The organism is Rhodococcus sp. Chr-9, assembly GCF_000801125.1.
GTDB lineage: Bacteria > Actinomycetota > Actinomycetes > Mycobacteriales > Mycobacteriaceae > Rhodococcus > Rhodococcus pyridinivorans.
On sequence record NZ_JTIZ01000131.1, the window covers coordinates 177,979 to 197,735 of the forward strand.

16 protein-coding genes and 3 pseudogenes are annotated in these 19,757 nt (G+C 68.0%); 14 read left to right on the forward strand and 5 right to left on the reverse strand.

All coding sequences use genetic code 11. The features are described 5' to 3' along the window. Nucleotides 1-41 precede the first annotated feature (41 nt). The 3 genes and pseudogenes from QR64_RS23950 (at nt 42) to QR64_RS23960 (ending at nt 2,556) form a co-directional block, all read left to right on the forward strand. Nucleotides 42-1,392 (forward strand): annotated as a pseudogene (locus tag QR64_RS23950) (NCS1 family nucleobase:cation symporter-1). A gap of 6 nt (nt 1,393-1,398) precedes the next feature. Beyond that, nucleotides 1,399-2,069 (forward strand): annotated as a pseudogene (locus tag QR64_RS23955) (aspartate/glutamate racemase family protein). 52 nt (nt 2,070-2,121) lie between these two features. Continuing rightward, a complete protein-coding gene (locus tag QR64_RS23960) occupies nt 2,122-2,556 on the forward strand; it encodes a GNAT family N-acetyltransferase (RefSeq protein ID WP_039587719.1) in 435 nt (144 codons plus the stop codon). Nucleotides 2,557-2,606: 50 nt separating this feature from the next. Here QR64_RS23960 and QR64_RS23965 read toward each other — a convergent pair whose 3' ends face one another. Then, nucleotides 2,607-3,473: an oxidoreductase gene (locus QR64_RS23965; RefSeq protein ID WP_039587635.1), complete on the reverse strand. Its 867-nt coding sequence runs from the start codon at nt 3,471-3,473 to the stop codon at nt 2,607-2,609. Beyond that, a complete protein-coding gene (locus QR64_RS23970; protein WP_051121583.1) occupies nt 3,463-4,452 on the reverse strand; it encodes an alpha/beta hydrolase in 990 nt (329 codons plus the stop codon). The genes QR64_RS23965 and QR64_RS23970 overlap by 11 nt, the downstream gene beginning before the upstream one ends. Before the next feature lie 174 nt (nt 4,453-4,626). Between QR64_RS23970 and QR64_RS23975 the strand changes: the two genes are divergently transcribed. Both QR64_RS23975 and QR64_RS23980 read left to right on the forward strand, forming a co-directional pair. Continuing rightward, on the forward strand, nt 4,627-5,544 hold the full coding sequence (locus QR64_RS23975) for a pseudouridine synthase (RefSeq protein WP_039587638.1): 918 nt from the start codon (nt 4,627-4,629) through the stop codon (nt 5,542-5,544). A gap of 28 nt (nt 5,545-5,572) precedes the next feature. After that, nucleotides 5,573-6,079: an SRPBCC family protein gene (locus tag QR64_RS23980; RefSeq protein WP_006551738.1), complete on the forward strand. Its 507-nt coding sequence runs from the start codon at nt 5,573-5,575 to the stop codon at nt 6,077-6,079. Between the two features lie 46 nt (nt 6,080-6,125). Here the strand turns inward: QR64_RS23980 and QR64_RS23985 are convergent, their stop codons facing one another. Then, nucleotides 6,126-6,671, reverse strand: a complete 546-nt coding sequence (locus tag QR64_RS23985; protein WP_037217072.1) for a flavodoxin domain-containing protein — start codon at nt 6,669-6,671, stop codon at nt 6,126-6,128. A gap of 163 nt (nt 6,672-6,834) precedes the next feature. On the opposite strand from QR64_RS23985, the gene QR64_RS23990 reads away from it, so the two are divergent. From QR64_RS23990 to QR64_RS23995, 3 genes and pseudogenes are all read left to right on the forward strand, one after another. Then, nucleotides 6,835-7,933, forward strand: a 1,099-nt coding sequence (locus QR64_RS23990; protein WP_235367321.1) for a CYTH and CHAD domain-containing protein, incomplete at its 3' end; no start/stop codon positions are given. 1 nt (nt 7,934) lies between these two features. Then, nucleotides 7,935-8,358: pseudogene (locus tag QR64_RS28505) on the forward strand (CHAD domain-containing protein); the annotation flags it as partial. A gap of 148 nt (nt 8,359-8,506) precedes the next feature. Then, a complete protein-coding gene (locus QR64_RS23995; protein ID WP_039587641.1) occupies nt 8,507-9,400 on the forward strand; it encodes a universal stress protein in 894 nt (297 codons plus the stop codon). Nucleotides 9,401-9,470: 70 nt separating this feature from the next. Here QR64_RS23995 and QR64_RS24000 read toward each other — a convergent pair whose 3' ends face one another. Then, on the reverse strand, nt 9,471-10,982 hold the full coding sequence (locus QR64_RS24000; protein ID WP_039587643.1) for an AAA family ATPase: 1,512 nt from the start codon (nt 10,980-10,982) through the stop codon (nt 9,471-9,473). Nucleotides 10,983-11,144: 162 nt separating this feature from the next. Between QR64_RS24000 and QR64_RS24005 the strand changes: the two genes are divergently transcribed. The 6 genes from QR64_RS24005 (at nt 11,145) to QR64_RS24025 (ending at nt 18,883) form a co-directional block, all read left to right on the forward strand. After that, entirely contained in the window at nt 11,145-13,547 is a 2,403-nt protein-coding gene (locus tag QR64_RS24005; protein ID WP_052227413.1) for a glycerol-3-phosphate 1-O-acyltransferase, read from the forward strand. Next, nucleotides 13,544-14,974 (forward strand): HAD-IB family hydrolase, encoded by a 1,431-nt coding sequence (locus tag QR64_RS24010; RefSeq protein WP_033096812.1) that lies wholly within the window; start codon nt 13,544-13,546, stop codon nt 14,972-14,974. The genes QR64_RS24005 and QR64_RS24010 overlap by 4 nt, the downstream gene beginning before the upstream one ends. Further along, nucleotides 14,975-16,093 carry a YbhN family protein gene (locus QR64_RS24015; protein WP_006551745.1) on the forward strand — a complete coding sequence of 373 codons (1,119 nt, stop codon included), beginning with the start codon at nt 14,975-14,977 and terminating at the stop codon, nt 16,091-16,093. An 84-nt stretch (nt 16,094-16,177) separates the two neighbouring features. After that, nucleotides 16,178-17,782 carry a sodium-dependent transporter gene (locus QR64_RS24020; protein WP_019289992.1) on the forward strand — a complete coding sequence of 535 codons (1,605 nt, stop codon included), beginning with the start codon at nt 16,178-16,180 and terminating at the stop codon, nt 17,780-17,782. Then, nucleotides 17,779-17,886 (forward strand): methionine/alanine import family NSS transporter small subunit, encoded by a 108-nt coding sequence (locus QR64_RS26290; RefSeq protein WP_006551747.1) that lies wholly within the window; start codon nt 17,779-17,781, stop codon nt 17,884-17,886. The genes QR64_RS24020 and QR64_RS26290 overlap by 4 nt, the downstream gene beginning before the upstream one ends. 169 nt (nt 17,887-18,055) lie before the next feature. Beyond that, nucleotides 18,056-18,883 (forward strand): hypothetical protein, encoded by an 828-nt coding sequence (locus tag QR64_RS24025; protein ID WP_037217111.1) that lies wholly within the window; start codon nt 18,056-18,058, stop codon nt 18,881-18,883. Nucleotides 18,884-18,930: 47 nt separating this feature from the next. On the opposite strand, the gene QR64_RS24030 is transcribed toward QR64_RS24025, so the two are convergent. After that, nucleotides 18,931-19,614, reverse strand: coding sequence for a TetR family transcriptional regulator (locus QR64_RS24030; protein WP_006551749.1), 684 nt, complete (start codon nt 19,612-19,614; stop codon nt 18,931-18,933). Between the last annotated feature and the right edge of the window lie 143 nt (nt 19,615-19,757).

Here is a 19,757-nt window from a genome sequence, read left to right on the forward strand (position 1 = left end):
GCACCGGGACACGGGCGGCTCCCCCTCGCACAGGAGCAGGCATGACCGAAGTGCTGACACCGAGCGCCGGCAACGTCCCCGCCGCAGCCCCGCCGCCCGCGACCGGATACGACCCGCGGTTGACCAACGACGACCTCGCTCCGCTGAAGAACCAGCGGTGGGGTTCGTACAACATCTTCGCGTTCTGGATGTCCGACGTCCACAGCGTGGGCGGGTACGTCACCGCCGGAAGCCTGTTCGCTCTCGGTCTGTCCAGCTGGCAGGTCCTCGTGGCCCTGCTCGTGGGCATCACGATCGTCTACTTCTTCTGCAATCTCGTCGCCAAGGTGTCGGCCCCCCGAGACCGCCGGAACGCACTAGCCCAGCCAGGTCACGGGTGCGCCCTCTCCGGTGATCTGCCGCAGCGTCTTCGGCGTCCTCGGTGCGAACATCCCCGCGATCATCCGCGGTCTGATCGCGGTGGCGTGGTACGGGATCCAGACCTTCCTCGCCTCGGCGGCACTCGACGTGGTGCTGATCAAGCTGTTCCCTTCGCTCGCACCCTATGCGGTGGTCGAGGACTACGGGTTCGCCGGCCTGTCCGCACTCGGATGGGCCAGCTTCCTGACGCTCTGGGTGCTGCAGGCCTGCGTGTTCTGGCGCGGCATGGAGTCGATCCGGCGGTTCATCGACTTCTGCGGGCCGGCCGCCTACGTCGTGATGCTCCTGCTGTGCGGTTATCTGATCTCCCAGGCCGGTTGGAGCGCAATCGATCTGACCCTCGGTGAGGTCACGCACACCGGATGGGCGTCGGTGCCGGTCATGCTCGGCGCGATCGTCTTGGTGGTCTCGTACTTCTCCGGCCCGATGCTCAACTTCGGCGACTTCTCCCGGTACGGGATGTCCTACGCCGCCGTCAAGAAGGGCAACTTCCTCGGTCTGCCGGTGAACTTCCTGGTCTTCTCGCTGCTCGTGGTGATCACCGCGTCGCTCACGCTGCCCGTCTACGGCGAACTGATCACCCCGTGGAATCTGTACGACAACCCCGAGGTCATCCACTACACCCTGGAAACCCTGGGCGCGTTCATCGGTCCGCTGTTCGGCATCCTCATCGCCGACTACTACCTCGTGCGCAAGCAGAAGGTGATCGTCGACGACCTGTTCACGATGTCGGAGAAGGGCGCGTACTTCTACCGCAAGGGCTACAACCCGGCCGCGGTGATCGCGACCGTCGTCGGCGCCGTGGTAGCGATGATCCCTGTGCTGTTCAACGATGCGCCCGGCATGGGAACCGCCGCCCAGTACAGCTGGTTCATCGGCTGCGGTCTCGGTTTCGTCGTCTACCACCTGCTCGCGACCCGCACCCGCCTCGCAGTCCGTCTCCCCGACCGGGTCGCACAGGAAGCAGTCTGATCCTCCATGTTCATCAAGGTCGTCAACCCGAACACCACGTGGTCGATGACCGCCACGATGGGCCCACCCTCGATCGAGAGCCACTACGACGAGGCGCTCGCCGTGCCGGGCATCCTCACCGAGATCGAGAAGGGCGAACGCGACAGCGTCGACGGCTATGTCATCGCGTGCTTCGGCGATCCCGGACTGGACGCGGCGCGCGAGCTCGCCGGTGGGCCCGTCGTCGGCATCGCCGAGGCCGCCATGCGCGCCGCCGCGGTCCTGGGGCGCGGCTTCTCCGTCGTCACGACGCTGGCTCGCACGACCGGACGCGCGTGGGACCTCGCGCACCGCTACGTATGCGCGACGCGTGCCGGGGCGTGCACGCGTGCGACCTGCCGGTGCTGGCCCTCGACAGCGATCCCGACGCACGCAGGATCGTCACCGAGGCGTGCCTCGACGCCCTGAGCGAGGACGGTTCCGACACCATTGTGCTCGGCTGCGCCGGGATGGCCGACCTGTGCGCCCACATCTCCGCGGAGATCGGGGTGCCGGTGGTCGATGGTGTCGCGGCCGCGACGCTGACCGTGCCGTCGCTGTTCACGATGGGCCTGGCGACCGGCAAGCGAGGAGAGTTCGCGACGCCCCCGCCGAAGCGCTATGCGGGACTGCTCGACGGGTTCACGACGGGCGGGTGAAGCCCCGCCCCACCGTCACAGCCGGGTGAAGCCCGCCCCCTACGATCGGGACGTGCTGTCCATCCACCATGCCCCGTTGAGGAAGACCGACCCCGAGAGTCTGTATCGGATCGTCGCTCTGCGGACCGATGTGTTCGTCTTCGAGCAGGGCATCACCAGCGAACCTGAACTCGACGGCCGCGATCTCGACCCGACCACCGAACTGTTCTGGACGCGGGAGGGTGACGAGGTCCTCGCGACGCTGCGCGTGCTCCACGACGACGGGGACGTCGCCCACATCGGCCGTGTCGCCACCGCCCGGCACGCACGCGGGCGCGGCCTCGCCGCGGAGCTGATCGAGGCGGCGCTCGGGACCTGCCCGGGGGTGGTCGACATCTCGGCGCAGGCGTACCTGGAGCACTGGTACGCGCGATTCGGGTTCGTGCGCACCGGAGCGAACTACCTCGAGGCGGGGATCGACCACGTGCCGATGCGCCGCATCCCGTGACCGCGGGGCGCCCGTCGGGCGGCGGTCACGGGGTGCGGGCGACGACGCTATCAGCCGATCTCGAAGTGCACTCCGGTGAGCTTCTCCGACAATTCCCACAGCCGCGTCGCGGTCTCGCGGTCGCGGGCCCGACGCCCCACGGTGGCGACACCGGGCGCTCCGTAGAGCAGGAGACGCGGACCGATGTAGCCGCCCGCGATGCCCGGATCGGAAGCGGCGAGCACGACCGATTCGGCTCCCTGATCCGGGGTGCGCTGCAGGATCGTCTTGCCGAAACCGAACAACCGGTCGAACCACGTCCCCGTGTGGCTGCCCACCTCGGTGGCCGCGTAGCCCGGATGGGCCGCGACGGCGCGCAGCGGTGAGCGGGCGGCGGCGAGGCGTCGTTCGAGCTCGAGCGCGAACAACAGGTTCGCGAGCTTCGACTGTGCGTACCCCGCGGCGCGGTTGTACGGGCGGCGCTCCCAGTTGAGGTCGTCGAGATCGATCCGGCCTATCAGGTGGGCGGCGCTCGACACCGTGACGATGCGGCCGGTGATACGCGGCAACAGCAGTCCGGTCAGGGCGAAGTGTCCGAGATGGTTCGTTCCGATCTGCATCTCGAACCCGTCGGCGGTGCGACCCAGCGGCACCGCCATGACCCCGGCGTTGTTGACCAGGACATCGATCCGGCGATCGGCGAAGGCGTCTGCGAAGGCACGGATCGTCGAGAGGTCGGCGAGATCGAGCGACATCATCTCGGCCCGGGGGCCGATCTCGTCGGCGATGCGCTTGCCCCGGTCGACGTTGCGACCGGCGAGGACGACGGTGGCGCCGGCAGCCCCGAGGGCGCGGGCCGTCGCTTCGCCCACACCGCTGGTGGCCCCCGTCACGACGACGGTGCGGCCGACCAGCGATGTGGTGGCGTCAGGCGCCAATCGAGGACTTGAGCATCGGGAGCATCGCCCACAGCTCGTCCTGCCAGTAACCCCACGAATGGGTACCGACGATCGGGAACGAGAAGTGTGCGGTATCGATACCCAGGGTCAGCAGGCGCACCTGGAAGGCGCGGTTCTGCGTGCGGGCGAGCGCTTCGAGACCCATGGCGTTGGTCGTGTTGAAGCTGCCCACGAGCGAGTTCGGCCGGTCGTACTGGCCGGGCAGACCGCTCGCCGCGGAGACCCACATCGGCAGTCCGCGCATCTGCGGCGCCGCGACGAACGGGTCGTGACGCAGCCACGCCGAGTCCCAGGGCGGTCCCCACATCGCGTCGGCGTTGTATCCGCCGGCGTCGAGCATGGCGAGACGGATGGCCTCGCGCATACCGGGGGCCGAGAGGTTGAGGTAACCCGAGAGGGAGCCGGCGAACTTGAACTGGTCGCGGTGGTAGGCGGCCAGGATCAGCGCCGCGTTACCGCCCATCGACAGGCCGACCACCGCGTTGTTGTTGCGGTCGATGCCGTAGACGTTCGCGAGATGGTCGGGGAGGTTCTGGGTGAGGAAGGACTCCCACTTGTAGGTGTAGGGCTGGCCGTTGAAATTGCTCGGCGCGTACCAGTCGGCGTAGAAGCTCGACTGTCCGCCCACCGGCATGATCACGTTGACGCCGTGATCGGCGAGCCACGCCGCGTTTGTCTCGTGTTCCCAGCCGCTCACATCGTCGGTGGCGCGCAGACCGTCGAGCAGATAGACGGCTTTGTTGCTGCCGTTGTTCGCCCGCCAGATGCGTACCTTGATCGCCCCGACCCCACCCGGGGCGGCGACCATGTCCTCGTGGAAGCGATCGTACGGATCGGCCGCAGCCGTGCCGGCGCCGAGCCCACTGAACGCGAGCGCCAGCGGAAGGACCAGTGCCGCCACCAGCAGCCGCACGAGAGCGCGTCCCCCCCGCCGACGTGTTCCGGTTTTCGCCGACATCGTCACAACATGCTCCCCTTGCACTCCAGTAACATTCTTCACTTCCGTCCCAGGGTATCGACGGTGCAGAAACCTTAAGCAGGCTTGCACACAATCGTTATCGTGGAAAGTCCGGCAGCGTTATCGTCGGGCCTTCGGCGCTCGCATTCCGGGCGCACCGCTAACCTCCGACCCGTGCCCGAAGCTCCCCTCCCCGTTCGCGACGGCCTGAACCCCACCCGCCTGCGACTGCCGGAAAATCCCAGCTGGGAGACCATAGCGGAGTTCCTGCTCACACGCTTCCCGAACGATGCGGCGCGCATCGCGGAGAAGATCGAATCCGGCGAAGTGGTCGTACAGGACGGCACAGCGGTCACATTTTCGACCCCGTACGTCCCACGCGAATTCGTGTATCTCTACCGTGATCCGCCCGCCGAACCGCGCGTCCCCTTCGAGATCGACGTCCTCCACCGTGACGAGAACCTACTCGTCGTGGACAAGCCGCACTTCCTGGCGACCACCCCGCGTGGTTCCTGGGTGACGGAGACCGTGGTCCGGTTGCGCAAGGATCTGGACCTGCCCGAACTGTCCCCCGTTCATCGGCTCGATCGGCTCACGGCGGGCGTCCTGGTGTTCACCGTCCGGCGCGAGGCGCGACGCGCGTACCAGACGCTGTTCGACCGGCGTCTCGTCGAGAAGGAGTACGAGGCGATCGCCCCGGCCGCGCCGCGCCTCGACTTCCCTCGCGAGGTCCGCAGCCGCATCGTCAAGGAGCGCGGCGTGCTGCAGGCCCGCGAGGTCGACGGTCCCGTCAACGCCGTGACCTCGATCGAATTGGTGGACACGGCCGACGACCGTGCGCGTTACCGTCTGCGTCCCGAGACCGGCCGGACGCATCAACTCCGGGTACACATGAACTCGCTCGGAATCCCCATTCTCGGCGACAACCTCTATCCGGAGGTGTACGAGCTCGAGCCACAGGATTATTCGAATCCGCTGCAGCTTCTGGCCAGATCCTTGTCGTTCCACGATCCGATCACAGGTCGGCCGACCCGCTTCGTAAGCCGACGAAACCTGGCAGCATGGAGTAACAGCACACCAGGACCCCGCTGACCGGCGAGTTCTCGTCTTGGAGGTTTCCATGGAAATCGGCAGCATCTCGCGTACCTATGACGGGCGGGTGGCCCTGCGGTTCGAACGCTCGTTCCCCCACCCGCCGGAGAAGGTGTGGCGGGTCCTGACCGATCCGCAACATCTCCGCGCCTGGTTCCCTGCCGACGTCGAGTTCGCGCTCACACCCGGCGCCACACTCGAATTCCGCTCGACGCAGGAACAGACCCGCCGTTTCGGCCTGCCCGAAGGGCACACCAGCATGGGCAGTGTCCTCACGGTGCGGCCCGCACGGATCCTGGAATACCTCTGGGACACCGACGTTCTGCACTGGGAACTCACTCCGGACGGCTCCGGCGGGTGCTGGCTCACCCTCACCCACACCACCGACGACGAGGAGGACGCCCTCGCACACGGCGCCGCCTGGCACGCCGGGTTCGAGGTGGTCGAGGCCCAATTGGAGGAACGCCCGGTCGACTGGTCGATCTGGGACCGCGCAGCCGAACTGAGCACGCACTACCAGGGCAGCTCGGGCTGATCGACCGGCTCGGGACTCGGGCCGATCACCCGGGTGGAATATCCGCCTAGCGGCGCGCCCCACGTCGCGCGGGAGCCGAACCGATGCCGTCGAGGTCGCGCTCCCGCGCGGTCGTGCGCGCCACGATGCGCGCACCCCAAGCACCGATCGCGTCCCAGTCCCGGAAGTCACCGGAAGGGGCGCCGACCATCCTGACGACCATCCGTTCGCCGGTGCCGAGCACCGCCGGATCCAGCTTCCCCGGGAAGGTGCGATGTTCGACGGCCTCGATGCGTTCGGCGACGGCGCACGCGTCGTAGCACGTGTTCACCGACCTCCCGCCCGAGGCGACGGGACCCGACGAGAACAGGTAGACGTCGCGTTCGCGCAGTTCGGCCGCGTGCCGGTCGGAGAACTCCCGCGCGCTGCGCAGCCAGCGACTGCGGTAGACGGCGCTGCCGAGCACCACGACGTCGTACGCGTCGACCTCGTCGACGTGCTCGGGCGCGTTCACGTCGACCTGCGCGCCGTGGTGGCGCATCGACGCGGCCAGCGCAGTCGCGATCTCCGCGGTCGAACCGTGCCGACTGGCCACCGAAACAAGAACCTTCATCACTACCTCCGGACCCGCGTCGAACCATGATCACCCCGAAACCGGGCCTTGACCAGGGCCGAAGTGCTCTTTGCCCGGTATCGGCAGATCACAGTCGGACGAATCCCCTCATATCGGACCGCGTGGCAAGGTGGAGGCAACGCGCACCGAGAGGAGCAGATGGATGCCCAGCACATCGTCGGCGACCGTCGCGGAGGAGGCGGAACGCAAGTACTCCGCCACCGGCGACCGGCCGCTTCCGGACCTGACGGGACTGCCGTCCGTCGATGCGATCGACGTCGACCGGTTCGAATTGTCGGCCCAGTACTACGACACCGCCGACCTGTGCCTGCTGCGCTCGAAGATCACGCTCCGCAGGCGCGAGGGCGGCGACGACGCGGGATGGCATCTCAAACTGCCCTCCGGTGTCGACACCCGCACCGAACTGCACTTCCCCCTCGGCGACGACTCGGCCGAGGACGTTCCCGCAGACCTCGGATCCCTGTTGCGCGGCATCCGCCGTGGCGCCCCGTTGAGCCTGGCCGCTCTGCTCGTGACCCGACGACATCGGCACCGGCTCCGGTCGTCCGACGGCGGCTTCGTCGCGGAGGTGGTGGTCGACGACGTCGACGCCGTGCGCAGCGCCGACGGATCCGAGATCCGCTGGAAGGAGATCGAGGTCGAGTGGAATTCCACCCTCGGCGACAAGACGATCGGCCGATTCCTCACAGCACTCGAGGAACGCTTCGCGGCCGTCGGGATCACCCGTTCGGAGAGCCCGTCGAAGCTCCACCGCGTGCTCGGCGACCTGCTCCCCGCCCGCCCGCCGATCGCGAAGGGCCTGATCCCGGTACGCGACTATCTCTCGAGCGAACTGCACACCCTGGGTTTGTCCGACATCGCCGTCCGCCGCGACGCACGCGACGCGGTGCACAGCATGCGCAAGGCCGCGCGGCGTCTGCGCAGCGCACTGCAGACCTATTCCGACGAGATCGTCGTGGATCCCGATCTCGTCGACGAACTCCGTTGGCTCGGAAGACGTCTCAGCCCGTCACGTGATCTCGAGGTCCAATGGGAACGGCTCACGGATCGCGTGGCCGACATCCCGGTCGAATCGCACCGGGAAGCGACGAGAGCCCGTATCGACGAGTACTTCTCGGCACGGTCGGAGGCCGCCCGCCTCGAAGCAGTCGACACACTGGACTCGGACCGGTACGTCGGGCTGCTCACCCGCCTCGACGCGGCGATCACCGACATAGCGCCCGCCACAGAAGCGGCGGGGGNAGTGGCACGGAAGGAACTGTTGCGCGCGGTCGCAGCGCTGTCGAAAAAGGTCTCGCGCCGCGTCGACAGGGTCGGCGACGCCGAGAACCCGGCGGAGCGCGACGCGCTGATGCACCGGGCACGCAAGGGCGCCAAACGGATGCGGTATGCCATCGAGGTGATCGCGCCGCTGCATCCGAAGCGTTCCGGGCGGATCCTCGACCGATTCGACGACTTCCAGGATCTGCTCGGTGAATTCCAGGACTCCGTCGTGGCGCGGGAACACCTCCTGGACATGCTCTCCGAGCAGGGCCACACCGCCGAGACCAGTTTCGGGCTCGGGATCCTGTTCCGGATCGAGACCGAGATCGGCGACGCGCAGGCCGCACATCTGGACAGCGGATGGCGGAAGGCATACCGCGCCGCTCGCCGATTGTGGACCTGATCGAGGCCGGAAGGCTCTGGCCGGGGCCTCCCCGATCGGGGATCATGAAGATCGTCGACACCGGGTCACGGCCGCGTCGTGGCGGTAACGTGGCCTCGGGCCGACCTGCGCGCGGGAAGCCGCGCGTCGCAACGAGAAGGAGACATCCATGAGCACACCGAGCACCCGCAAGGCAGTCGTCGCAGGCGTCGACGGCTCCGAAACGGCTGTAGCGGCAGCGCGGTGGGCCGGTGCCGTCGCGTCGCGCATCGGAGCACCCCTCCACCTCGTGCACTCGATGCCCCCGGAGGGCATCTTCTACAGCGAGGCCGCAGTGCTCGTGCAGTCGCAGATGATCCAGCAGCTCGAGGAGGACGGCAAGAAGCTCCTCGCCGACGCCGCCGAGCGAGTCCGCGCAGATCACCCCGAGCTCGAGATCAGCAGCTTCATCGGTCCCGGTCCCGCAGCCAAGTCGCTGCTCGAGGCCGCCGAGGACGCACGCCTGGTCGTCATGGGCGCCACCGGCGCGGGTGCGCTGGAGAACTTCCTCCTCGGCTCCACCGTTCTGCGCGTCGCGAACCATGCGCCCTGCCCGGCGGTCGTGTGGCGCGGCAACACCGATTCTCCGCTGCCCGATTCCCGGCCGATCGTCGTCGGTGTGGACGGTAGCGAATTGTCCTCTGCCGCAGTCACTCACGCGTTCTATCTCGCGTCGGCCCTCGGGGTTCCGCTGCGGGCAGTGCACTCCTGGCTCGGTGACGCCGCACTCGGTGTCGGCGCCACGGCTGCGCTGGTCGATTGGGATGCCGTGGAGACCTCGGAGACCGCGGTTCTCGCCGAGACGCTGGCCGGCTGGAGTGATCGCCACCCCGAGGTCACCGTCGAGCGTGTGATCGACCGGGGCCCGGCCTCGAAGGTCCTGCTCGCGCACCTCGACGACGCCCAACTCGTCGCAGTCGGAAGCCACGGACGTGGCCAGTTCCGCGCCGCCCTGCTCGGATCCACGAGCCAGAACCTGCTGCACAAGGCTCCGTGCTCGGTGCTCATCGCCCGCAAGGTCTAGAACCGATCGTTCCGGTCCGACGGGGATCGCTTCGACGAAGCGATCCCCGTTCACTGTTCTCGGGGCGCGATCACCAGGGCGCTGGACCGAGCATGCTCTCCAGTCGCGCCGCGTCGACGGTCTCGACACCCGTATCGATCGCCGCTGCCTCCGGCCACGGATCCCGCCGGCGGAGTTGCTGTTCGAGCACGGCAGGGGTCGCATCGGAGGCATCGTCGCCGCGCTCGGCTCGGGATGCCATCCGTTGCAACAGGATTCCCTTGTCTGCACGGCACTCGATCTCGATCACATCCACGGAAGCACCGTCCGCGACCTTGCGGGCCGCGTCGCGCTGCCCGGACGACAACCAGGTCGCGTCCAGCACGACGGATCGTCCCCGGGCCAGAGCGGTCTCGGCACGGCGCAGCAGTTCGCGGTAGGTCGCCTCCGAATGCGTCGGTGCGTACAGACCGGCATCCGTACCGTCGCCGATGCGGTCGGTGGGTTGCAGACCCGCCAACTCCTTGCGGACGATGTCGCTGCGCACTACGTCCGCTCCGAGATACGCACCGACCGTGCGCGACAGTGTCGTCTTGCCGGTCGCGGAGACACCACCGACGAGCACCATGCGCACGCGTCCCCGGTCGAGATGTCCCTCGAGCAACTCGACGAGACCGGTCGCCGTTTCCCGCGCCGCTGCATCACCCTGCTCGTAGCGTAGGGCGGTCACCTTCGCGCGCACCAACGCTCGATAGGCGATGTAGTGGTGCACGAGAGAGGAGGGCGGGTGATCGCCCGAGACCTCACCATATTGCTCGAGCAACCGCCGTGCTGCGGGTTCGGCACCGAGACGTTCGAGATCCATTGCGAGGAAGGCGAGATCGAGTACTGCGTCGCCGTAGCGCAACTCGTCGTCGAACTCGAGGCAGTCGATGATGCGCGGACCGTCGTCGAGACAGAAGATGTCGTCGGCGAGCAGGTCGCCGTGTCCGTCCACGGCCCGGCCCGCCGCGATGCGTTCGTCGAACAGCACCGCCCGGCCGGCGAGGTAACGGTGCACGGACTCCCGGATCCGCGTCAACGCCCCGGCACGATCCGCCCCTACCTCCAGCCGGCCGAGATGGTCGAGACTGAGATCCCACAGCTCGGCGACGAAATCCGCGGAGGCACACCGGTCGATCTCGGGACCGTGCGGCGAGGAGGCGTGCAGTGCGGCGACCTGCTGTGCCACCTCGTCGATCACCACCGACACGTCCTCACCTCGGCGGACCGCGGCGGCCAGGCGCCGGTCGTCGGGCAGCCGCACCATTTCGACGAGGTGCTCGCACAACTGTCCGTCCGGGCCGTGGACGTCCGCGACGCCCAGATAGACGTCCGGTGCGAGACGCCGGTTGAGCTCCACCTCCCGGTGGCAGATCCGTTCACGGGCCTCACGCGTGCGGTTGTCGAGGAAGCCCAGGTCGAGCGGCTTCTTCAGTTTGTGCACGCGCTCGCCGACGAAGAAGACCACCGACGAATGCGTCTCCCTCACCCCCGCGTAGCCGACACCCTCCGGTCCGGCACCTGTGGTCACTGCGCCCTCCCTGTCGTCGGCGGCTCCCACCGAGTCCTCTCGTCCACCATATTGTCGTTCAGACACTCCCCCGGTGCATCTGCACAGCGCCCACCGGTGCATCCGCACAGTGTGTGTTCTCCTCCGGATCGCCCGAACGAACCGGCCGCGACAGGTAGCTTTCACACCGAGGTGACTTCTGGACGGGGTGAGATGAGAAACGATCAACAGAGCCGGGTACGAGGAGACGACACCGTGCGGGCGGACGACGGACCCACGGTGGCGGTCCTCGCGTACACGACGGCTCTCGAACGAACGATGATCGAGGATTGGCTGCGCTCGGACGAGCTTCCCGCCGAGTACCGCACGCCGACCCGCCCCGAGTCGCTCGACCTCGACTCACGGGTGCTCACCGAGGAGCTCGTGACCCGCACCGACGATCCGCTGATCCTGCCCTTGCGGATCGTGTGGCTCCCGGCGGAGCGCGACGGTGCGCGGCGTATCCGGTTCGCCGACGTCCTCGCCCTCACGAACCCACGCAATCCGAATCTGCTGCTGCAGAAATGGCTCGTGCGCAAGGGTGCCGACCGCTACCGGATCGTCGTCGCGAAACCGGCCCGCCTGTCCGAACTGCGGGACGCGCTCAGGGCGGAGGGCGGTGACGGTGACGACGGGGCACTCGCGCGGTACGTGACCCGTCGCGCCGTCGTCGCGCTCGAACGCGCGGAGCGAGCGGTGATCGGCGACCGCTACAAGGTCCCGCGGCTCGTCGCCGCCCAGATCATGGACTCGCCGATCTTCCGGCGCCGTCTCGACGAGATCGCCGCCGAGCACGGCCTCTCGCGCGCCGAGGTCGAGTCGCGGGCGCGCAGTTCCCTCGACGAACTCGTGGCCGTGCAGTCACGATTGGTCACCGACCTGTTCACGCAGGCGATGCGGCCGTTGCACGCGTCGGCATGGACCGTGCACGCCGACGAGGCCGGTCTGCGCGCACTGCGCGAGTCCAACCGCCGGTACGCCCTGGTCTTCCTCCCCTCGCACCGGTCCTACGCCGATGCCTTCGTGCTGGGCGACATCCTGGCGGCGAACGATTTTCCCGGCAACCACATCATGGGCGGGGCCAACCTCACCTTCTGGCCGATCGGTCCCGTCGCCCGCCGCACCGGCACGGTGTTCATCCGGCGCAGCTTCGCAGACGACGACGTCTACAAGGCCGCGCTCGAGGAGTACTTCGCGTTCCTGCTGAGCAAGCGGTTCAACCTCGAGTGGTACTTCGAGGGCGGCCGGACCCGCACCGGCAAGCTCCGGGCCCCGCGCTACGGATTGCTCAGCTACGTCGCCAACGCGATCCGCGGCGGACGCGTCGAGGACGCGATGCTGGTGCCGGTCTCGATCACCTACGAGGGACTCGCCGAGGTCGCGGCGGTCGCCGCCGAACAGACCGGCGCGACGAAGAAAACCGAAGGCCTGGGGTGGCTGGTGCGCTACGCCCGCAATCAGCGCAAGCGGGCCGGGAACGTGTACGTGCGGTTCGGCGATCCCGTGTCGATGCGCGAACTGCTGGTCGCCGGTGGGGATCCGGACCTGACCGCACCGGCGCCGGCAGCCGACCCGTCCGCGGCGCCGACGGATTCCGAGGAGATACGGGTGCTGCGCCGCAAGGCGCTGCAGAAGGTCGCCTTCGAAGTCGCGGTCGGCATCAACTGCAACACTCCGGTGACGGTGAACTGCCTGGTCACCCTGGCCCTGCTCGGTGTGCGCGACCGCTCGCTGACGCTCGAGGAGGTGCGGGCCGTGATCGCACCTGTCCGCCGTTATCTCGATCGCCGCGGTGTCCCGCAGGGCGGGCTCCACATCCTCGACGTCGAAGGTGGGCTCGAGGACGTGCTCTCGTCGCTCACCCACGCGGGGGTGGTCACCACCTACGCCGGCGGGGAGGAACCGGTCTACTCGATCCAGCCGGGTCAGCATCTCGTCGCGGCGTTCTACCGCAACAGCGGCGTGCACTGGTTCGTCAACCGGTCGATCATGGAGCTGGCCATCCTCTACGCGCACGCCAATCTCGGTGACGATCCTGTCCGGGTGGCGTGGGAGGAGGCGAAGAACCTGCGCGACCTGCTGAAGTTCGAGTTCTTCTTCCCCGACCGAGACACCTACGAGACCCAGATGCGCGACGAGCTCGCCTTGCTCGTCCCGTCCTGGGGCGACACGCTGCCGACGAAGGACGAAGCGCTGACCGGTCTCGTCGAGACCGGCTTCTTCATGTCGCACCGCACGCTGCGGTCGTTCTTCGACGCGCAGCTCGTCGTCGCCGAGCGCCTCGCCGTCCGGGATCCGGAGCTCGAGGTCGACCGCGCCGCCTTCCTGTCCGAGTGTGTGGCGGTGGGCCGGCAGATGCTGCTGCAGCGCCGCCTGTACGGGCCGGAATCGGTGTCGTCGGAGTTGTTCGCGTCCGCGCTCGACCTGGCGCGCAATCGAGGATTGCTCGACCACGACGAGGACCCCGAGACCGTCCGCGAGCGCAGGAAGGCATTCGCAGCGGAGCTGTCCGAGTTGGCCCAGCGGGTCGCGCTGGCCGAGTCGCTCGACGTGTCGAACAGAAAGGTGGAACGGTGAACCTCGAGCAGGCCCTCGAACGGGTGCGTACGGGTCCGCAGGGACCCGAGGTGGCGGCCTTCTTCGATTTCGACGGCACCATCGTGCACGGCTTCTCCGGTGTCCACTTCTTCCGCGACCGGGTGCTCGCCGGGAAGGTCTCCGCATCCGAACTGGCCGCGACGATGATCAACGGGATCCGCGGGACGGAGACCGAGGAGGACTTCGAACGCTTCGTCGCGATCGCCTTCAAGGCGTGGCGCGGTCACACCGAGGACGAGCTCTACGAGATCGGCCGCCGGCTGTTCATGACGACGATCGCCGGACACCTCTATCCGGAGGCGTGGCAACTCATCGGCGCGCACCAGAACGCGGGCCACACGGTGGTGATCGCCTCGTCGGCGTCCCGCTACCAGATCCAGGCCGCCGGGGACGCGCTGGGCGTCGAGCACATCCTGTTCACCCCACTCGAGGTCGAGAACGGTGTGCTCACCGGACGGGTCGACGGGAAATCGTTGTGGCGCAGCGGCAAAGCGGAGGCGGCACGCAATTTCGTCGAGACACACGGCATCGACGCCGAGGCCAGCTACACCTATTCCAACGGTGGTGAGGACGTGGAGTTCCTGGCCGTCGCCGGCAACCCCACGGCCACGAACCCCGATCGCACTCTCACCCGATTCGCCATCGAACGCGACTGGCCGATCATGCGGTTCCGGCCGCGCGGTACGCCGGGCGCCCGCGAACTCGTCCGCACCGCCGCCGCCTACGGCGGGATGTTCGGCTCGGTGTGGACGGGTCTCGGTCTCGGTCTGATCAACCGCAGCCGCAAGACCGCGCTGGACTCGATCATCAGCATCGGCACCGAGGTCTCCCTGGCCCTCGCCGGAGTGAACGTACGCATCGTCGGGGAAGCGAATGCGTGGGCCGCCCGGCCGGCGGTGTTCATCTTCAACCACCAGAGTCAGCTCGACCCGGTGGTGCTGGCCAAGGTCCTGAGGCAGGACTTCACGGGCGTGACGAAGAAGGAGATGGCCAACGACCCGTTGTTCGGGCCGCTTCTGCGGTTCGTCGGCGCCACCTTTGTCGACCGCACGAACACCGAGCGGGCGGTTGCGGCGCTCGGACCCGTCGTCGACACCCTCCGCGAGGGGACGTCGATCGTCATCGCCCCCGAGGGCACACGCTCGCTGACCCCGGCGATCGGCAGGTTCAAGAAGGGCGCCTTCCACATCGCGATGCAGGCCGGTGTCCCGATCGTGCCGGTCGTGATCCGCAACGCCGGCGAGATCCTGTGGAAGCACTCGACCCTGCTGCGGTCGGGCACCGTCGATGTGGCGGTGCTCGAACCGATCGACGTGAGCGGCTGGTCGCGGGAGGACCTCGGTGAGCACATCGCCGAAGTCGAGGACCTCTACCGCCGCACGCTGTCGAGCTGGCCCACTGACTAGATGACGAACGAGACCGTGACACCCGAGGAGCCGGACGACGGAGCCGACGAGAGCCCGCACGGTGAGAGCGGGCCGCTCACCCCGAAGCGACGCCGGTATCTCAAGTGGATCGTCGGTGCTCTGCTCGTCGTGGTGCTCACCGTCGAGATCGTGCTCGTGTGGCCGGAACTGTCCGACAGCGTCCGCGGCCTCGGGCATCTTCACTGGGGTTGGGTCGCGGCAGCGGTGTTCGCCTCGATGGCGGAGATGTCGACCTTCGCACGGGTGCAGCGGGCGCTACTGTCCGCGGCGGGTGTGAAGGTCTCGCAATGGCAATCGCTTTCGGTGGCCCTCGCGGCGAACTCCATGAGCGTCACCCTGCCGGGCGGACCGGTGGTCGGGACGACCTTCACCTACCGACAGATGCGGCGCTGGGGCGCACCCCCGGTGGTGGCGACCTGGCAGCTGGTCATGGCCGGGCTCCTCCAGGCCGCCGGACTCGCACTGCTCGGCATCGTCGGCGCTCTGCTCGTCGGCGCCAGCAACAACCCGTTCTCGCTGATCTTCTCGCTCGGCGGTCTGCTGCTGCTGGTCGTGCTCATCCAGTACGCGGCCGGCAATCCTGGTTCGTTCGAATCGATCGGCCTGATCGCCCTGCGGAGCCTGAACCGGTTGCGGAAGAAGCCGGAGCAGGCGGGTGCGCGAGCGTGGCGGAAGATCGTCGGCCAGCTGAGCGCGGTGCAACTCGATCGTCCTCATGCGGCCCGCGCGTTCGGCTGGTCGCTGAGCAACTGGGTATGCGACGGTGCGTGCCTGGCGTTCGCCGCATACGCGGTCGGTGGCGCGCCGAGCCTGGCCGGTATCGCGGTCGCCTACGCGGCCGGAACCGCCACCAGCCGTGCCATCCCGCTGCTCCCCGCCGGTCTGGGTGTCATGGACGCCGTGCTCGTGCCGGCGCTCACCGCCTCCGGCATGACCGGCGCGCAGGCCCTGTCGGCGGTGGTCGTCTACCGGTTGATCAGTTTCGTGCTCGTCGCCGCGGTCGGCTGGATCGTCTTCGCATTCCGCTACCGGAACGTCGGCGAGGAGGGGGACGAGGACGAAACTCCCCCGGACCTGCGGCTCTGGGACGACGACTGAAGGCGCCGACCCGAAAAGATCGCCCGCGCGCCGGTCGGGGCGCTAGCGTTGTCCTCCATCCGGATGAATGGAGGGACGAGGTTCGTGGCACAGCACGAGGTCACACGTAAACGGGAAGTCTGGTCGGGCCGGTCGGTGTTCATCATGGCCGCAATCGGCTCGGCGGTCGGACTCGGCAACATCTGGCGCTTCCCGTACATCGCTTACGAGAACGGTGGTGGCGCATTCCTGATCCCGTATCTGGTCGCGCTGCTGACCGCGGGTATCCCCCTTCTCCTGGTCGACTACGCGATCGGGCACAAGTTCCGCGGATCGCCGCCGCTGGCCTTCCGCAGACTGCGCCGCGGCGCCGAATTCATCGGCTGGTGGCAGGTGCTGGTGTGCTTCGTCATCGGCGTGTACTACGCGGTGATCGTGGCCTGGGCCGCGCGGTACACCTTCTTCTCGATCACCGAGGCCTGGGGCGACGACCCCGAAGGCTTCTTCATGAGTTCGTTCCTGAACCAGGACACCGATGCGACCTTCGGCCTGAGCTTCGTGCCGGGCGTCGCGTGGACGCTGCTGCTGGTCTGGATCGCGACGCTCGCGGTGCTCGCTCTCGGCGTCCAGCGCGGTATCGGCAACGCCAATCGGTTCTTCGTGCCGTTGCTGGTCCTGCTGTTCGGTGCGCTCGTCGTCCGGTCGCTGACCCTCGACGGCGCGACCGCCGGTCTCGATGCGTTCTTCACCCCGAACTGGTCGGCGCTGACCGACACCGGGGTGTGGATCGCGGCGTACGCGCAGATCTTCTTCTCGCTGTCCGTCGCCTTCGGCATCATGGTGACCTACGCGTCGTACCTGAAGCGCAAGACGAACCTCACCGGTTCGGGTCTCGTGGTCGGGTTCTCGAACTCGAGCTTCGAGGTGCTCGCCGGCATCGGCGTCTTCTCCGCTCTCGGCTTCATGGCCCAGGCGCAGGGTGTCGAGGTCGGTGAGGTGGTCGCGGGCGGTATCGGCCTCGCCTTCATCGCTTTCCCCACGATCGTCTCGGAGATGCCCGGCGGCCCGCTCTTCGGTGTGCTGTTCTTCGGTTCGCTGGTCTTCGCCGGGTTCACGTCGATGATCAGCATCATCCAGGTGACCGTCTCGGCCTTCCAGGACAAGACGGGCCTCGGCCGGGTGCCGGCGGTACTCGCCATCGGTGGTGTGTCGGCAATCGTGTCGCTGCTGCTCTTCCCCACCACCACCGGCCTGAACACTCTCGACGTGGTGGACCGCTTCGCGAACCAGTTCGGCATCGTGGGTGTCGCCTTCGTGGCGCTCGTGGTGGTCGCGTGGATCTATCGTCGTCTGCCCGAACTCCGCGACCACCTCAACTCGGTGTCGTCGTTCAAGGTCGGCACGGGCTGGATGGTGTTCACGGGCATCATCACCCCGCTCGTCCTCGGCTACATGCTGTTCAGCGAGATCCGCGACCGTGTCCGCGACGGCTACGGCGGTCTTCCCGACAGCCTGGTCACGGCCTTCGGCTGGAGCGTGCAGGCCGGCGTGATCATCCTCGCCGTCCTCCTGACGTTCATCCCCTGGCGCAGGGGAATCGACGAGGAATACGAGCTGGACGAGAACCGTCCGCCCGCATCCGCCCAGGCGCCTGCTTCGTCCGGTGCTCCCTTACCCGGACCCGACTCGTCCACAGGAGGTACCCGATGAGCACAGCGGCCGTCGCCATGATGATTCTCGCCCTCGTCACGCTGTGGGGCGGTCTCCTGCTGAGCATCCTGCATCTGCGTAAGCATCCGGACGATCCGGACTGATCATCCGCACCACCGACTCACATGGGTGTCGGTTCGGTAACACCACGGGGCGGCGCTCTGGCCGGAGCGCCGCCCTTGTGGTCTCCTGGAGCCGTCATACTCTAAACCTCTAGTTTAGAGTTAGGTAAAGCCCGTCCGGGTGTCACGACCCACAGGAGGAGAACCCCATATGAGCCGCAGACACCGCAATCGGATGCGTCGCATCTCGGCCGCCGCAGCCCTGACCGTCGCCGCAGGTCTGGCGCTTCCCACCATCGCCGGCGCCGAACCCGCACCCACGGACCCGGCAGCACCGGCGGAAGCGCCCGCCACGAGCCCGCTCGTGAGCTCGCTCGAGGCTCTCCGCGCGCTGCCCGGCGTCGATCCCACGACTCTCGCTGCCGCCGAAGCGATCGCGAACGCACGCGGAAGCGCTGTCGACGCGGCCGAAGCGACACCGCTCGGCGCCTACGAGGACGGCATGGAGTTCCTGCGTCGCCTCGGCGTCGAACCGTTCCTCTACCCCACCGGCGCACCGTTCTGCACGGCCGACGGCGACCTGCCGCTGGGCACCGTGCCCGCCGTTGCGGGTGCTCTGCCCGGGCCATGGCCGAACCGCAGCCTGTCGCCGCTGCCGGGCACCCTGAACGTCGTCTCGCCCGGTGAGACGCTCTTCGCGTTCGTCCCCGTCGGCCTCGAGGAGGACGCCGACACCTCGGGCATCCAGCTCGCGTGGTTCAACGTCAACACCTTCCAGGGTGGCTTCGTCCCGATGGGCACGCCGGAGGAGACCGCGGCGGGAGCCATTCCGGCCGGCCTTCCCGTCCAGGCCCGCGGCATCGTCGAGCAGGCCATCACGACCTTCATCGCCGACACCCTGCCGCTGGGTGGCGTGCGGGTCGCGCCGGTCGAGACGGGGTCGGGCACCGTGCTCTCGGCCGTCTTCGGCAACGTGCGCAACGGCGACACGCAGTGCTTCTTCCTGCCCACGATCGGCATCGTGGACGTGCCGGCCTGATCGAACCAGAGCTCCCGAGCGGAGCCCAGAACTGCAGCGGGTGGGCGTCAGCTCGCCCGCTGCAGTCGGTTCAGCCGGTCGAACACGAGCGTGACGGCGGTGTCCATGTGCGCGAGCACATCGTCGACCGACTGCCGGCCCGCCACCCAGGCGACCAGCGCCGACATCCACACGTCGGCGATGATCCGCACGGCGTTGAGCACCTCTTCGGTGACGATGTCGATGCCTGCCGCCTGCGCGAACAGTCGGGTGAGCACCTCACCGAGACGGTCGAGTTCGGGCGCCGAGGACGCGTCGGCGAACATCGCCGCCCGGATGAGCGCGTCGTAGCGCAGCGGGTTCTCGGACAGACGCGGCATCACTCCGCGCAGGACGCCCATCAGGCGCTCGGCGGCACTGTCGCCAGGGATCTCCACGGTGGTCACGGCTTCGGCGGCGGTCTCGAATTCGAGTACGAGCGCCACGACGAGCAGGTGGTTCTTCGAGGGGAAGTAGCGGTAGACCGTGCCGAGAGCGACACCGGATCGGTCTGCGACCGCCCGCATCTGCACGGCGTCGTATCCACCCTCGGAGGCGAGCTCCTCGGCGGAGGCGATGATCCGCATGTACCGCGCCCGCTGTGCCGGTCGCAGGCCCGCACCGGGCGACCGGGTGGACCCGAGGGCCGGCCGCGAGGTCTGCGTCGACGCCGACTCCTCGCCCGCGGTCTCCGTCGTCGACTGCTCCGTCATCACGCCACCTTCCGTTCATGCCCGTTTCGAGGATAGTTCAGCGTGGGACGACTGCCTTTTCGTACGGCCGACCGGCCGCAACCGGACAGGTGTCCGGAAATCTCTTCCCTCCGGATGTAGAACGCGTTACATTTTCTCCGTCA